At 72.5% G+C, this 13,987-nt stretch carries 14 protein-coding genes; 3 read left to right on the top strand and 11 right to left on the bottom strand.

Features of this window, described 5'->3' with window-relative positions:
* Positions 1 to 64 precede the first annotated feature (64 nt).
* The 6 genes from FHG10_RS11850 to FHG10_RS11875 all read right to left on the bottom strand — a co-directional run bounded on the left by FHG10_RS11850 (position 65) and on the right by FHG10_RS11875 (position 5,139).
* A complete protein-coding gene (locus tag FHG10_RS11850; RefSeq protein ID WP_152353537.1) occupies positions 65 to 559 on the bottom strand; it encodes a hypothetical protein in 495 nt (164 codons plus the stop codon).
* A 27-nt stretch (positions 560 to 586) separates the two neighbouring features.
* On the bottom strand, positions 587 to 1,570 hold the full coding sequence (rsmH, locus tag FHG10_RS11855; RefSeq protein WP_152353538.1) for a 16S rRNA (cytosine(1402)-N(4))-methyltransferase RsmH: 984 nt from the start codon (positions 1,568 to 1,570) through the stop codon (positions 587 to 589).
* A gap of 162 nt (positions 1,571 to 1,732) precedes the next feature.
* On the bottom strand, positions 1,733 to 2,164 hold the full coding sequence (gene mraZ, locus FHG10_RS11860; protein ID WP_109275379.1) for a division/cell wall cluster transcriptional repressor MraZ: 432 nt from the start codon (positions 2,162 to 2,164) through the stop codon (positions 1,733 to 1,735).
* A 603-nt stretch (positions 2,165 to 2,767) separates the two neighbouring features.
* Positions 2,768 to 3,166, bottom strand: a complete 399-nt coding sequence (locus FHG10_RS11865; protein WP_152353539.1) for a DUF3040 domain-containing protein — start codon at positions 3,164 to 3,166, stop codon at positions 2,768 to 2,770.
* Between the two features lie 165 nt (positions 3,167 to 3,331).
* A complete protein-coding gene (gene dinB / locus FHG10_RS11870; RefSeq protein WP_152353540.1) occupies positions 3,332 to 4,537 on the bottom strand; it encodes a DNA polymerase IV in 1,206 nt (401 codons plus the stop codon).
* Positions 4,538 to 4,707: 170 nt separating this feature from the next.
* Positions 4,708 to 5,139, bottom strand: coding sequence for a hypothetical protein (locus FHG10_RS11875; RefSeq protein WP_152353541.1), 432 nt, complete (start codon positions 5,137 to 5,139; stop codon positions 4,708 to 4,710).
* A 159-nt stretch (positions 5,140 to 5,298) separates the two neighbouring features.
* On the opposite strand from FHG10_RS11875, the gene FHG10_RS11880 reads away from it, so the two are divergent.
* On the top strand, positions 5,299 to 6,192 hold the full coding sequence (locus FHG10_RS11880) for a spermidine synthase (protein WP_193636292.1): 894 nt from the start codon (positions 5,299 to 5,301) through the stop codon (positions 6,190 to 6,192).
* Between the two features lie 37 nt (positions 6,193 to 6,229).
* Here the strand turns inward: FHG10_RS11880 and FHG10_RS11885 are convergent, their stop codons facing one another.
* Both FHG10_RS11885 and FHG10_RS11890 read right to left on the bottom strand, forming a co-directional pair.
* Positions 6,230 to 6,445, bottom strand: coding sequence for a cold-shock protein (locus FHG10_RS11885; protein ID WP_152353542.1), 216 nt, complete (start codon positions 6,443 to 6,445; stop codon positions 6,230 to 6,232).
* 104 nt (positions 6,446 to 6,549) lie between these two features.
* Entirely contained in the window at positions 6,550 to 7,509 is a 960-nt protein-coding gene (locus tag FHG10_RS11890) for a PAC2 family protein (protein ID WP_152353543.1), read from the bottom strand.
* Between the two features lie 145 nt (positions 7,510 to 7,654).
* Here FHG10_RS11890 and FHG10_RS11895 point away from each other — a divergent pair, with 145 nt between their 5' ends.
* Complete coding sequence (locus FHG10_RS11895; RefSeq protein ID WP_227488211.1) at positions 7,655 to 9,970, top strand: HelD family protein; 2,316 nt, start codon at positions 7,655 to 7,657, stop codon at positions 9,968 to 9,970.
* A gap of 187 nt (positions 9,971 to 10,157) precedes the next feature.
* Here FHG10_RS11895 and nrdR read toward each other — a convergent pair whose 3' ends face one another.
* Complete coding sequence (gene nrdR, locus FHG10_RS11900) at positions 10,158 to 10,628, bottom strand: transcriptional regulator NrdR (protein ID WP_152353545.1); 471 nt, start codon at positions 10,626 to 10,628, stop codon at positions 10,158 to 10,160.
* A 74-nt stretch (positions 10,629 to 10,702) separates the two neighbouring features.
* Positions 10,703 to 11,074: a LysM peptidoglycan-binding domain-containing protein gene (locus tag FHG10_RS11905; protein ID WP_227488212.1), complete on the bottom strand. Its 372-nt coding sequence runs from the start codon at positions 11,072 to 11,074 to the stop codon at positions 10,703 to 10,705.
* 179 nt (positions 11,075 to 11,253) lie between these two features.
* Here FHG10_RS11905 and lexA point away from each other — a divergent pair, with 179 nt between their 5' ends.
* Positions 11,254 to 11,934, top strand: a complete 681-nt coding sequence (gene lexA / locus FHG10_RS11910; RefSeq protein ID WP_152353547.1) for a transcriptional repressor LexA — start codon at positions 11,254 to 11,256, stop codon at positions 11,932 to 11,934.
* Between the two features lie 61 nt (positions 11,935 to 11,995).
* On the opposite strand, the gene FHG10_RS11915 is transcribed toward lexA, so the two are convergent.
* A complete protein-coding gene (locus FHG10_RS11915) occupies positions 11,996 to 13,966 on the bottom strand; it encodes an ATP-dependent DNA helicase (protein ID WP_152353654.1) in 1,971 nt (656 codons plus the stop codon).
* Positions 13,967 to 13,987: the final 21 nt, after the last annotated feature.

Here is a 13,987-nt window from a genome sequence, read left to right on the forward strand (position 1 = left end):
CGGACGACGCACGCGAGGACGAGGAGCCCGAACGTCCTCGGTCACGGGAGTTCGAGGCCATCGATCAGTCCCCCTCGTTGCCCATTCCGTGGTACGTCTCCGCGTCCTCGTAGATCGAGGCCGCGGGGATCGAGGACGATTCTGCCCCTGAGGCGCCCTGGACCGTCTGCGCCTCGCCGACGACATTGCCACTTCCCAGATCGATGTAGCCCGGGTCCCCGGCCTGGACCATGCCCAGATCCTTGGCGCGCTTGCCGAGCTCCTGGGGAGTGCTCAGCTCGTCCTCCTGCTCCTGCAGACCCTGGGACTGCTCGGTGAGCTTCTGGGAGGTGGATTGGAGACGAGTGATCTCGTAGCTCGTGTCGGACATCTGGATGTTCAGGAACAGCACCGCGGCGAGGGTGACCACGGCGATCAGGGTGCACAGGATCGCGAACGGGAGCGGGCTGCGTCGCGTCGACGGCGCGGCGACCACCGCGAGGCGGGGCCTCGCGGAGGTGCGGGCGACGGGTCGCGCGGCGCGGCGGGGTGCGACGCGGGGTGCGGTGCTGATGGCCATGATGCGTTCCGATTCGTCGGTCGTTCGTCAGTGTGCGGGTCGGAGGCGCTCGGCGGCGCGCAGGCGCACCGAGGCGGAGCGGGCATTGGACTCGCGCTCGGCCTCGTCGGCCTGGAGCGCGCCGCGGGTGAGCGCGGCGAAGGTGGGCTTGTGCTCCTCGAGCTCGAAGGGCAGGTCCGGCGGCGCCGAGGAGCGTGTGCGACGGGTCAGGGCCGACTTCACGAGCCGGTCCTCGCCCGAGTGGTAGGACTCGACGACCACGCGGCCGCCGACGCCGACGGAGTCGAGGGCTCCCTCGATCGCGCGGGCGAGGATCTCGAGCTCGTCGTTCACGGCGATCCGCAGGGCCTGGAAGGAGCGCTTCGCGGGGTGGCCGCCGTGGGCGCGGGAGGCCGCGGGGATCGCACGGTCCAGGAGGTCGACGAGCTCTCCGCTGCGCTCGAGGGGGCGCTCGGCGCGCTCGGCGACGATGCGGCGGGCGATGCGCGGGGCGAAGCGCTCGTCGCCGTACTCCCGCAGGATGCGGGCGAGCTCCTTCTCGTCGAGGTCGCGCAGCAGATCGGCCGCGGTGGGGCCTCCCGAGGCGGGGTCCATGCGCATGTCCAGGGGCGCGTCGGCCGCATAGGAGAAGCCGCGCTCGGACGTGTCGATCTGGAAGCTCGAGAGCCCCAGGTCCATCATCACGGCCGACGCGGTCAGCCCGCGCTCGGCGAGGACCTCGGGGATCGCGTCGTACGTGGCGTGCACGAGGTCGATGCGGTCGGCGAACCCCTCCTGCGCGAGGCGCTCGCGGGCGAGCTCGAGGGCCGCGGTGTCACGGTCGATGCCGAGCAGGCGGGAGTGCGGGCAGGCGGCGAGCACGGCGCTCGCGTGGCCGCCCATCCCGAGCGTCGCGTCCACGTAGACGGAGCCCGGCTCGACGAGGGCCGGGGCGAGGAGGTCGACGCACGCCTGGAGCATGACGGGAGCGTGGCGGTCCTGGGCTCGGACCGGATGCTGGTTCTCGTCCATGCCACCGCCTCTCCTGCGTGATGCGTGCTTCTCGATCGTCGTGGTGCGGCATCGCGTGCTGCTCGTGGTGCCGTCCGGCGGGATTCCTCGTCGCTCCCGACCCGCCACCGGGGAAGTTGCGTCGGGGCGGGAGCGACGAGAGGTCTCGCGGGACGGAGTCCCTCAGAACAGGCCCGGGACCACTGACTCGGCGGTCTGGGCGAAGCCCTCCTCCTTCTGCTCGAGGTAGGTCTCCCACGCGGGGAGCGACCAGACCTCGAGACGGTCCAGAGCGCCGATCACGGCGCATTCCCGGTCCAGGCCCGCATACGTGCGCAGCTGGCCGGGGATCGTGATGCGGCCCTGCTTGTCCGGGATGACGTCCTCCGCCCCGGAGAGCAGCACACGCAGGTAGTCGCGCGTGCGCTGATCCGTGGTCGGAGCCCGCCTGGCCTCCTCGAGCTTCTGGCGGAACTCGGCCAGGGGGTACACCGCGATGCAGTGCTCCTGTCCCCGAGTCATCACCAGGCCCGAGGCGAGCTCGTCCCGGAACTTCGCGGGAAAGATCAGGCGGCCCTTGTCGTCGAGCTTGGGCGTGAAGGTTCCGAGGAACATCCGCGCCCCCTTTCTCGACGAGGGATCACCATCTCCCTCCTGCACGCCCCACTTTACCCCACAACTCACCACATCCCGCTACCCATTCGCCGAATCCCCCACGGATCCGCAGTATAAGAGCAGGTCAGAAGGGTGGAGCGGGGTGGAGTGGAATCGTGCGACCGAGCCGCTCCGTGGCGTGTCCGTGCCTGGCGAGGCCATCGGATCCAGGGAGTGCGTTCAGCAAGCGCGCAGGTCACTGCCCCGCTGCGGCCTGCGATCGGAGGCCGGGGCGCCCTCGGGACCGTAGGTGGGGCGAAGTGGAGGGGCCTCGGGGAGCGGAGTGGAGGAGCCGCGGGGAGCGCAGTGGAGGCGCGCGGCGAAGGGGGCGGTCACGCGCAGCGAAGGGACGCGATCACGCGCGGCGGAGAGGCGCGGTCGTACGGGGCGGAGGGAGGCGGCGGAGCCCCGGGGAGGAGCCCGCGGGGCGGGCAGGGACGCTCACCGAGAGGCCCGTGCCCCAGTGCCCAGTGCGCAGGGCCCGGACAGACGACGACCCCGGGCCGAGGGCTCGGGGTCGCGGGTTGGTGAAGCGGTGGTGCGGTGTGGAGGAGAGCGGAGCGCTCAGCCCCGGGGGTCGTCCCCCGAGCGCTTCTCCCAGCGCTCCTCCATGCGGCGCATGAAGTCGCTGCCGCCGTTCTCGGGCTGCCGGGGCTGCTCGCCCCCGTCGCCCTGATCGGCGGCCGGGCCTCCCGGGCGGCTGCGCGGCGAGGTCACGGCGTAGACGGCTCCGGCGAGCATCAGCAGGAACGCCAGGACGCCCAGCCAGATGAAGTTCAGGGAGACCCCGAGGACGAGGACGCCGAGTCCGACGACGACTCCGGCGAGGCCGAGGACGATGCGGCGGCGGTCGCGCCGGTCCTGGGTGCCGGAGCGGAAGGCGCGGGCGAGCCGGGGATCGTCCGCGAAGAGCTGACGTTCCATCTCATCGAGCATCTTCTGCTCGTGCTCCGAAAGCGGCATCGTTCCGGCTCCTTGTCCCGTGCCGTGTTCCCTGCGGCTGAACGCGATCGCCGTGGGCGGCTCGAGCCCCATCGACGATCCCCTAAGGATACTGCCGCCCGCTGGGGATTGGGAACTCGTCGGCCCAACGCCTGACACTCTCCCTCTCACGTCCCGGACGCGCTCTCAGCTGCCGGATGCATCGTCCCTGGAATCGTCCGGCGCACGGAGCGTGGATCCGCGCGAGAGGCTGCCCGCACCGAAGCGATCGCGGGCGCGGTCCATCGCGCTCTCCAGGCCCTGCCACCCCGTTCCGCGGCCGGAGAGCTCGGCCGCGGTGGGCTGGGCGCTCGTCTCCTGCAGACGCTCCGCCCGCACCCCCGCCAGACGCACCGCCGGCATCCGCGGCACCTCCCTCTCCCAGAGGGCGACCACGTGCTCGCGAAGCCGCTCCCCGCTCGCCGTCGGCTGGTCCATCGTGGCCGAGCGCGTGATGGTGGTGCCGTCCGGTGAACGGAGCTTGACGGAGACCGCGCGCGCGGCGAGATGGCTGCGGCGCAGGCTGCGGGAGACCTCGTCGGCCATGAGGGTGAGGCGGCGACGCACCTCGGCGGGGTCCACGAGGTCCTCCTCGTAGGTGCGTTCGGTGCCGACGCTGCGATCGCGCACCCGTGTTCCCAGCCCCGTGCGGTCCTCCCCCGCCGCGAGCCGCGCGATCATGGGCGCCTGGGGGCCGACGGCCCGACGCAGCGCCCCCGCGGGGATGTCGCGCAGCTGGCCGACGGTGCGCACCCCGAGCCGTTCGAGGGCCTGCTGCGCCTTGGGGCCGACGCCCGAGATGACGCCCACGGGCAGCGGCGAGAGGAAGGCGGCGGTCTGCTCGGACGGGACGATCAGCATGCCGTCGGGCTTGGCCCGGGCGGACGCGATCTTCGCGACCGCCCGGGACACGGACCCTCCGACGCTGCTGGGCAGGTCGAGCTCTTCGCGGATGCGGGTGCGCAGGCGCTGGGCGATCTGCTCGGGAGAACCGAAGAGGCGCCGTGCACCGGAGATGTCGAGGAAGGCCTCGTCGACGCTGATCTGCTCGATCGCGGGCGTGACCTCTCGCAGCAGGTCCATGACCTGCGCGGAGACCTCGCGGTAGCGGTCGATGCGCGGCGGGGCGATGACGAGGTCCCGGGCGAGCCGGCGCGCGGTGGCCATCGGCATGGCGGAGCGGATGCCGCGCTCGCGCGCCGGATAGCTCGCCGCGGCGACGACGCCGCGCGATCCCGCTCCTCCGACGACGACGGGCAGACCTCGCAGGGCGGGGTCGTCGCGGATCTCGATGGAGGCGAAGAAGGCATCCATGTCCAGGTGCAGGATCGTGCAGTCCTCCGTGCCCGACATCTGCGCTCCCTCCGCCGCTCCTCCCCCGGGCCGCGCGCGCGGCCGGAGCGCACCATGCTAGTCGGGTCCCGGAGGAGCCATCGGACCGGGCTCCTCGATCGACGCGAGCGCGCGCGGACACCGTGGCCGCCGACGGCGCGGACCGCACCGGCCGTGCCGGATCGCCGACCTCACCCGGCGAGGGCGACCGCTTCCGTGGGCGCGAGGGAGGCCAGGAGCTCCTCACGGACCTGGGCTATGCGTGCCCGGGTCCCCTCGCGATGCAGCGCCAGCAGGACGGGGTCCGGGGTCGCGCGCTGGTCGCGGTCCAGGCGGTCGCGCTCGACCACGAAGCGCGAGGCGTCCTCCGCCCAGCGCCGGCGCTCCCCGCCCATGCGGTCCATCGCCGTCCACACGTTCAGCGGCAGCTTGCGCCGCCGGGCACGGTTCGCCCGGGTGACGAGGACGCCGGCGGTGCGCAGGGCCGCACGATGCACGAGCTCGTAGGAGGCGCGCGGGTCGGTACCCGCGAGCTCCTGGGCGCGGGCGAGCATCGCCTCGGCCCTCTCGAGGGCGGCGAGATCCTGATCCAGATGGACGAGCTCAGCTGTGTGCGTGGTCATGGTGGGAACGCTAGGCGGACGCACCGACATCCGACGCGGCAGCGCCGGCGCTGTGGACGCAGGGCGTCTGGGGAGGGCCGACGGGCGGCTCGCGCAATCGGCTCCGACTCTGCGCACGCGGAGGCCGATGCGCGGGGCTCCCGGCTCTAGAGTGTCCGGGTGACCCCACCACCCCGCGGCCGTCGCCGCAGCTCCTCGGAGGCGCCGTTCCCCGGTCTCGGGCCCGTCGGCGAGGCCGTCCCCATCTCGACGGGCAGCGCCGAGCTCGTCGTCGAATCCGACGGATCGGTGCTGCTCCTGGTCAACGGCGTTCCGTCCTCGCACCTCGATCCCGATCCGGACCATCTGGTGTTCGAGTACATGCGGTGGATGCGCACGGCGATGCACTGCTGGATCCTGGAGAGGCGCGCCGGGGACGGGGCGGACGGCGCCGGCTCCTCGCGGCGCGGGCTCGAACTCGCCGTCGCCCATCTGGGAGGCGCCGGGTGCGCGCTGCCGCGCACGCTCGCCCACGACTGGCCGCGCGCCCGCCAGATCGTCGTGGAGCTCGACGCGCTCCTCGCCGAGCACGTGCGGACCTGGTTCTCCCTCCCCCGCTCCCCGCAGCTGAGGATCCGCGTCGACGACGCCGCCCATGCGCTCGAGGAGTGGCGCGAGGACCGCTTCGACGTGCTCACCCGCGACGTCTTCGCGGGAGATCGCACGCCGTCCTCGCTCACCTCGGTCGAGGCCGCCCGCCACGCCCGCCGCGTGCTCGCCGACGACGGCCTCTACCTGGCCAACTGCGCCTCCCGCCCGGGATCGCGTCTGCTCGCCGACGAGCTGACCACGCTCTCGAGCGTGTTCGCGCACGTCGGTGCGATCGCCGAGCCTGCCCACCTCAAGGGCAGACGGCGCGGGAACTGCGTGCTGCTCGCCTCCGATGCGCCGCTGCCGGCCTCGCTCGACCGGGCGCTGCGCTCGGACCCGGTGGCGGTGCGGCTGGCCGCCGGGGAGGACGCAGCGCGGATCGCCGCCCCCGGAGCGGTGCTCGAGGGCGGCGCTCAGACCTGATACGCGATGGGCCGGCCCCCAGGGGGAGGATCGGATCTCAGAGCGGGCGGACCTGCTCGGCCTGCGGCCCCTTCTCGCCGGGCACCACGTCGACCTCGACCCTCTGGCCCTCCGCGAGAGTGCGGTAGCCGTCCATGTCGATGCGGCTGTGGTGCACGAAGACGTCGGCCCCGGGCCCGTCGACCTCGATGAAGCCGTAGCCCTTCTCGCCGTTGAACCACGTCACGGTGCCCTGCACGGTGCTCTCTGCCATGGAAAGCGTCACTTCCTGTGTCCTGCGATGATGCGCTGCTGCGTGCGCCGAGGGCGCGCGATGGCCGGTGGGCGGCGAGTCGCCGGTGCGGCGGAGGTCCCTCCTCAGGAGACCTCGGGGCCGGAGCCTGGCCCCCGCCCCGATCCTCCGCCGGGGCCGTCGTCCTCCTCGCCGGCGAGGAAGCGCTCGAAGCGATCCGCGAGCTCCTCGCCGGTGGGCAGGTCCATCGTGGTGCTGAAGACGCCGTCGCTCTCGGTGGACTGCGCGTCGTACTGCTCCTCGAGGGCCGCGACCATGCTGAGGACCTCCTCGTTGTCGGTGAGGGTGCTCTCGAGCGCCGCGCCCGCGGCCTCCGTGAGATCTCCGAGGTCCACGAGAGGGATGTCCAGGCCCGCGCCCTCGCTGACCCGACGCAGCAGCGCGAGCGCGCCCGCCGGGAAGTCGGTGCGCGTGAGGTAGTGAGGGATCTGCGCGGCATAGCCGATGGCTGGGTGTCCGGCCTTGCCGAGCTCGTGCTCGAGCAGCGCGCCGAACGAGGCCGGGACCACGATCTCCCCGCCCTGCTCGGGCTCGTGCGCGGGGATCAGGTCGGGGTCGTTGGCATGGGTGATCATGGCGATCGGCCGCGTGTGCGGCATGGCCATCGGGATCGCGCTCATGCCCACGACCTTCGCGACGTCGAAGAACTCGATGAGGTCGATCACGGCCTGGCTGAGGCGGCGCCACTGCAGGTCCGGCTCTGGCCCGTCGAGATAGAGGAAGGGGCGGTCGCCCTCGTCGTACATGAGGTACAGGGACATCTCGGGAACGGTCACCTCGGTGTAGACCGCACCGTCGAACACCGCCTGCGGACGCGAGCCCCGGTAGTCCACGAGCTCGTCGATGTCGAACGTCACGATCCGCACGTGGCGCAGGGAATCCTTGAGGTAGGTCGAGGCGATCCGGCAGGAGTTGCCGGCGTCCACGAGGCCCGGGAGGGCGTGCACGAGGGTCAGGCGGCCGCGGGGAACCGCCGCGATCACATCCGCGGACTCGTAGGCGTAGAGGTCACGGGGGTCACGCATCGATGCACCTCGCTCCTCGCAGTCGCCGTCGAGCAGGGCTTTTCCCCGCGTTCGACGCGTTCCACCATAATGGATCGCCATGTCATCGCGCGCACAGGATCAGGGCGGCACCCCCTCGTGCGCGCGGCCACCGGAAGGACGCCCCGTGGAGCCAGCAGAACCCCGGCCGGATGCGCCGGCGAGCGAGGAGGCGCATGTCGCCCGTGAGATCGCCCTCGAGCAGGACTACGCGAACCGCTTGTACGCGCGCGTGGACGAGCTCATGGCGCAGATCCAGACCAGCCTGGACGAGGTCCAGGGATCGCAGGACGCGGCGACCCATCAGAACCGCTCCGAGCGGGACGCGTTCATGGCGCTGTACGAGGACCGGCTCGCGCTGCTGCGCACGGTGAGCTCGAGCGTCGTGTTCGGCCGGCTCGACACGGACGAGGGCGAGCGCCACTACATCGGCCGCATCGGCCTGTTCACGCCGGAGCGCGAGCAGCTCCTCGTGGACTGGCGCGCTCCGGCCGCGGCCGCCTACTACCAGGCGACCAGCCTCGAGCGGCTGGACGTGCGCCTGCGCCGCCACCTCATCTCCCAGGGGCGCACCGTCGTGGGGCTCGAGGACGACGTGCTCGACCAGTCCATGCTCGCCCGCGGCGCGGAGGGCGAGGAGGTCGTGCTGCAGGGCGAGGGCGCACTCCTGGCCGCCGTCTCCTCGCAGCGCACCGGGCGCATGGGCGACATCGTCGCCACCATCCAGGCGGAGCAGGACCGCATCATCCGCTCCTCGAACCGCGGGGTGCTGGTGGTCCAGGGCGGGCCCGGCACGGGCAAGACCGCCGTCGCCCTGCACCGCGCCGCCTATCTGCTCTACACCCATCGCCGCCGCCTCGAGCACTCGGGCGTGCTGATCGTCGCCCCCACGCGCGGCTTCCTGCGCTACATCGAGCGCGTGCTGCCGAGCCTCGGAGAGTCCGGCGTGGTGATGTCGACCCCCGGCGGGCTCTTCCCGGGCGTGGAGACGACGCTGCACGATGCGCCCGAGGTCGCGCGCCTCAAGGGCGCAGCCGCGATGGCCGAGCTGCTCTCGCGCGCGGTGAAGCAGCGTCAGGTGGTGCCGGAGAGGGATCTCGAGCTCGCCATCGACGGCACGCCCCTCAGGATCACCCGGAAGGTCCTGGCGGACGCCCGGCGCGAGGCGCGCTCGACCCACAAGCCCCACAACGCCGCGCGCGCCGTGTTCGTGCGCGCCGCCCTGGACCGGCTGGTCCAGCAGTACGAGGCCGAGCTCTCCCGCCGCGGGACCACCGTGATCCCCGAGGACCGCGCGGGGTATCTCGACGACCTGCGCCGCGATCCCGAGGTGCGCCGCACGCTGAACCTGGCGTGGCTGCCGTACACCCCGGAGTCGTTCCTGCGGGTCCTGCTCGCGCATCCCGAGCGGCTGCGTGCGGCCGCTCCGCGCTCCCTCGCCGGCGCGGATCTCGACCTCCTCGTGCGCGCCAAGGACGCTCCGTGGACGATCGAGGACGTGCCCCTGCTCGACGAGGTCGCAGAGCTGCTGGGCGAGGACGATCAGGCGCAGCAGGCGGATGCCGAGCGCTCCCGTCGACGCCGCGAGGCAGATCTCAGCTATGCGCGCGAGGTCATCGAGAACATCGACACCTCGGGGATCGTGCGCGACGAGGACCTCGCGGACCGCATGGACCGGGCGTCCGACGGCCGCACGCTCGCCGAACGGGCCGCGGAGGACCGCAGCTGGACCTACGGGCACGTGGTCGTGGACGAGGCACAGGAGCTCTCGGCGATGATGTGGCGCACGCTCATGCGCCGCTGCCCCTCGAAGTCGTTCACCATCGTCGGCGATGTCGCGCAGACCTCGTCGTCAGCAGGGACCTCCTCGTGGGAGAGGGCGCTCGCCCCGTACGTCGAGGACCGTCTCGAGGTCGAGCCGCTGAGCGTCAACTACCGCACGCCGCGTCGCATCATGGACGTGGCGCAGGCCGTGGCCGAGTCCCGCGACCTCCCGATCACCGAGGTCACCTCGGTGCGCGAGGGCGACTGGCCGGTGCTCCTGCACTCCGGGGACGAGGCGGGGCTGCCGGAGGCGGTGGCCGACGCCGTTGCCGCGCAGCAGGCCGAGGCGATCGGGCGCCTCGTCGTCCTCACCCCCGGACGACGTCTCGAGGACGTGGTGCGCGCGCTGCGCGCACGGGACGACCTGGGCCGCATCGGCACCGGGAGCCGCGGCATCGACGACCCGATCGCGGTGATGACCCCGCAGGACGCCAAGGGACTCGAGTTCGACGCGGTGGTCCTCGTGGAGCCCGCGGAGATCCTCGCCGATTCCGAGGGAGGCGCCGGTGACCTCTACGTCGCGATGACCCGTGCGACCCAGCGGCTGGACGTGGTGCATGCGCGGGAGCTGCCGGCGGGCCTCACCGGCACCGAGGCCGAGTCCTCGCCCCGGACATGAGAAGACCGGCGGCCGTGGCTTCCCCTCCACGACCGCCGGTCGGCGGCGCGCCCTCTGGGCGCGCCCTGAACATCTTAAGGGCATGACGCCGGTGCTTCGGACCGTTTTCCACCGATCGACACGGATCAGCCACGAATGCAGCGGCTCCCGTGCCTCGGACCCGAGGGCCGACGGGCCGCCGAGCGGCTCAGGACGCGGCGCCGCTGCCGGCGGAGGCGTCCTGGCGCAGCTCGGAGATCGCGGACTCGAAGTCGTCGAGGGAGTCGAAGTCCTGGTAGACGCTCGCGAAGCGGAGGTACGCGACCACGTCGAGCTCGCGCAGGGGCTGGAGGATCGCGAGGCCCACGGCGTGGGCGTCGACCTCGGCCTGGCCGCTCTGGCGAACGGTCTCCTCGACCCGCTGGGCGAGAACGGCCAGCTGGTCGTCGCTGACCGGGCGGCCCTGACAGGCCTTGCGCACTCCGGAGATCACCTTGGAACGGCTGAACGCCTCGCTCACTCCCGAGCGCTTGAGGATCGAGAGGGATGCCGTCTCGATCGTGGAGAACCGACGCGAGCAGTTCGGGCACTGGCGACGACGCCGGATCGAGGCGCCGTCGTCGGCAGTGCGCGAGTCGACGACGCGCGAATCGGGGTGGCGGCAGAACGGACAGTGCACGTCCTCCAGCCTACCGGGCGCACCGCAGGGTCGAGAGCGGGCCCGCGGCGCTCCCGCCGCAGCGCCCCGGCGGATCAGGCGGCGTCGACGCTGCCCTCGGGGAGCTCGAGCGACTGCCCCTCGGTGATGCGGGGGCTCGAGAGGCCGTTGAGCGAACGCATGTCGCGCACGAAGTCCTGGGAGTCCTCACCGGCGGGTGCATACTGCTCGGCGTAGTCGCTGAGCGTGTCGCCCGCCTGCACGGTCACGGTGACCGGCTCCTGCGGATCGCCCGCGAAGGCGGAGGGGACACCGAGGACGAGAACGCCCAGCAGGGCGACGAGGATGCCTGCGAGGAACGCGACGGCGGCCAGCAGGATGCGGCCGCGACGGGTGAGCTGCAGTCGAACACCCTTGCGAGCAGCAGCCTGCTCAGTGTGGGCCGAAGAGGTGGGGAGGGGAAGCATGGTGGCCATTGTCCGAACTCCTGTTCGATCGAATACGTGTACGACTGTAGGCCCGCCGCGCGCGACACGCAAGGCCTTCCTCGAACACATGTTTGGAATCAAGCCGCCCGACGCCTAGGCTGAGCGACGAGTCCCACTGAATCGCAGGGGTGGGACAGACGAAGCGAGGAGCCGCGCAGATGACCCCGACGACCTCTGGTCCCGACCTGACCGACGACGGCCTCACCGCGCGCCAGCGACGGATCCTCGAGACCATCACCGCCGCCATCGAGCGCCACGGCTACCCGCCGACCATGCGCGAGATCGGCGATGCCGTCGGCCTCACCTCCCCCTCCTCCGTCTCCCACCAGCTCCAGGCGCTCGAGCGCAAGGGATTCCTGCGCCGCGATCCGAAGCGTCCGCGCGCGCTCGAGGTGGTGCTGCCCGACGACGCCGGCGAGCCGACCCTCGCGCCCGTCGAGTCGATCGGTGCCGCCGCGGCCTCCGCGTCGGTGAGCGTGCCGCTCGTCGGCCGGATCGCCGCCGGCATCCCGATCACTGCTGAGGAACAGGTGGAGGACGTCTTCACCCTGCCCCAGCAGCTCGTGGGCGACGGGGAGCTGTTCCTGCTGCAGGTCGTCGGGGACTCGATGGTCGATGCCGCGATCTGCGACGGCGACTGGGTCGTCGTGCGCTCTCAGCCCGTCGCGCAGAAGGGCGAGATCGTGGCGGCCATGATCGAGGGCGAGGCGACGGTCAAGACGTTCGCCCAGAGCGACGGCCATGTCTGGCTGATGCCGCACAACCCCGCGTTCGCTCCGATCCTGGGCGACCACGCCGAGATCCTCGGCAAGGTGGTGGCGGTGCTGCGCGCCGTCTGACGCGATCCCGCACCCGGGCGCGGCCGCGATCGACCCCTTGCACGCGCTCGGTCCTGCGGGCTCAGCCCCCCGCGCGGGCCAGTCGTCCGAGGGCGGCCAGCGCGACCTCGGGATCCTGCGTCGGCCACAGCGGCGGCATCGCCTCGCGCAGCACCGCCCCGTAGCGCTTGGTGCGCAGACGCGGGTCGAGCACCGCGACCATGCCGCGGTCCTCGTGCGAGCGGATCAGGCGACCGGCGCCCTGCGCGAGCAGCAGCGAGGCATGGCGCACCGACACCTGCATGAATCCGCTGCCGCCCTCCGCGTCGGCCCGCTCGGAGCGTGCGGAGGTCAGCGGATCGTCGGGGCGCGGGAACGGCAGGCGGTCGATGGTCACCAGCCGGCACGTGCGCCCCTGCACGTCCACGCCCTGCCACAGCCCGATGGTCCCGAACAGGCTCGCGGTGTCGTCGCCGCGGAACTGCTCGACGAGCCGGGGCAGGGAGTCCTCCCCCTGCAGGCCGACGGGCAGGTCGAGACGCGCGCGCACGTGCTCGGCGGCGACCTCCGCACCCCGCCTCGAGGAGAACAGGCACAGCGCCCCGCCGCGCGAGGCCTCGACGAGCTCGGTGAGGTGATCGAGCATCGCGAGCGACGGGCCCTCACGGCCCGGCGAGGGCAGGTGGGAGGCGACGTAGAGGATGCCCTGGCGGCGATAGTCGAAGGGGCTGCCCACATCGATCCCGGCCCAGGCGCTGCGGTCCTCGAGCGGAGGGACGTCCTCGGCGTCCATGCGTCGGCGCGAGCCCAGGCCGATGGCGCGGGCGGGCGGCTCGAAGCGTCCGCCGAGGGCGAGCGTCGCGGAGGTCAGCACGGCGGTGGTGTCCTCGAGGATGCGTCCCCGCATGGCGCCGGCGACGTCGAGCGGGGCGACCTGGAGGCTCGAGCGGCCGGTGCGCTCGGAGTGGGAGACCGAGACGACGTCGTCCTCGTCGGGCGCGGTGAGGCGCTCGCAGACGTCGACGATCTCCTGCAGGTTCGCGCGCACGGCCTTGCGGGCGCCGGCCGCCGTCGGGGCGTCGCCGCCGGCGTCCTTGGCGTCGGCGTGGGCACCGCGGGCCTCCGTGCGCAGGTGGACGAGGGCATCCGCGGCGGCGCTGGGCAGAGCGCCCATGACTCTCCCGTCGGGCAGGTCGGGAAGGACCGTGTTCAGCTCCTCGCCCGCGTCGTCGAGGGCGGTCGCAGCGACGCCGAGCCCGCGCAGCTCGCGGACGGCCCCGCGCACCATGCCCACGGTCAGCTGGTCGGTGACGGCGCTCGTCACGCGGGACGTGAGCTCGTGCGCCTCGTCGAACACCACCGCATCGTGGTCGGGGATGATGCCGTGGTTGTCGAAGGAGTCGATCGCGAGCAGCGCGTGATTCGTGACCACGAGATCGACCTCGCGGGCGACGGCGCGGTTGCGCTCGGCGAAGCACTGGTCCACGAGCGGGCAGTGCCCTCCCAGGCACTGCGAGCCGGTCACCGAGACCTGGTGCCAGGCGCGGTCGGAGACGGGCATGTCCAGGTCGTCGCGGTCGCCCGTGTCGGTGAGCGCCGACCACTCGCGCAGCCGCTTCACCTGCTCCCCGAGGCGTTCGGAGGAGCCGCTCGCGGGATCGGCGGCGGTCTGGGCGAAGAGCGCCCCGGGGTCGATGTCGCTCGGGTAGCCGCCGTCGATCTTGTGCAGGCACAGGTAGTTCCCGCGTCCCTTGAGCAGGGAGAAGGTGGGGGTGCGCGGGAGGTGGGGGGCGAGCGCCTCGACGATGCGCGGGAGATCCTTGCGCACGATCTGCGACTGCAGGGCGATGGTCGCCGTGGAGACCACGACCGGCCGTCCCGTCACGACCGCGTGGCGCAGCGCGGGCACGAGGTACGCGAGCGATTTGCCGGTGCCGGTGCCGGCCTGGACCAGCAGGTGGCGCTGTCCCTCGAGGGCAGTGTCGACCGCGCTCGCCATCCGGGTCTGACCCTCGCGGCGCGTCCCCTCCAGGCCCTCCACGGCGGCGTCCATGAGCACGTCGAGATCGGCGAT

The organism is Brachybacterium subflavum, assembly GCF_009299795.1.
Taxonomy (GTDB): domain Bacteria; phylum Actinomycetota; class Actinomycetes; order Actinomycetales; family Dermabacteraceae; genus Brachybacterium; species Brachybacterium subflavum.

Coding starts and splice junctions, on each gene's coding strand:
- FHG10_RS11850 (WP_152353537.1), bottom strand. CDS start 559: ATGGCCATCAGCACCGCACCCCGCGTCGCACCCCGCCGCGCCGCGCGA.
- rsmH (WP_152353538.1), bottom strand. CDS start 1,570: ATGGACGAGAACCAGCATCCGGTCCGAGCCCAGGACCGCCACGCTCCC.
- mraZ (WP_109275379.1), bottom strand. CDS start 2,164: ATGTTCCTCGGAACCTTCACGCCCAAGCTCGACGACAAGGGCCGCCTG.
- FHG10_RS11865 (WP_152353539.1), bottom strand. CDS start 3,166: ATGCCGCTTTCGGAGCACGAGCAGAAGATGCTCGATGAGATGGAACGT.
- dinB (WP_152353540.1), bottom strand. CDS start 4,537: ATGTCGGGCACGGAGGACTGCACGATCCTGCACCTGGACATGGATGCC.
- FHG10_RS11875 (WP_152353541.1), bottom strand. CDS start 5,139: ATGACCACGCACACAGCTGAGCTCGTCCATCTGGATCAGGATCTCGCC.
- FHG10_RS11885 (WP_152353542.1), bottom strand. CDS start 6,445: ATGGCAGAGAGCACCGTGCAGGGCACCGTGACGTGGTTCAACGGCGAG.
- FHG10_RS11890 (WP_152353543.1), bottom strand. CDS start 7,509: ATGCGTGACCCCCGTGACCTCTACGCCTACGAGTCCGCGGATGTGATC.
- FHG10_RS11905 (WP_227488212.1), bottom strand. CDS start 11,074: ATGCTTCCCCTCCCCACCTCTTCGGCCCACACTGAGCAGGCTGCTGCT.
- lexA (WP_152353547.1), top strand. CDS start 11,254: ATGACCCCGACGACCTCTGGTCCCGACCTGACCGACGACGGCCTCACC.
- FHG10_RS11915 (WP_152353654.1), bottom strand. CDS start 13,966: ATGGACGCCGCCGTGGAGGGCCTGGAGGGGACGCGCCGCGAGGGTCAG.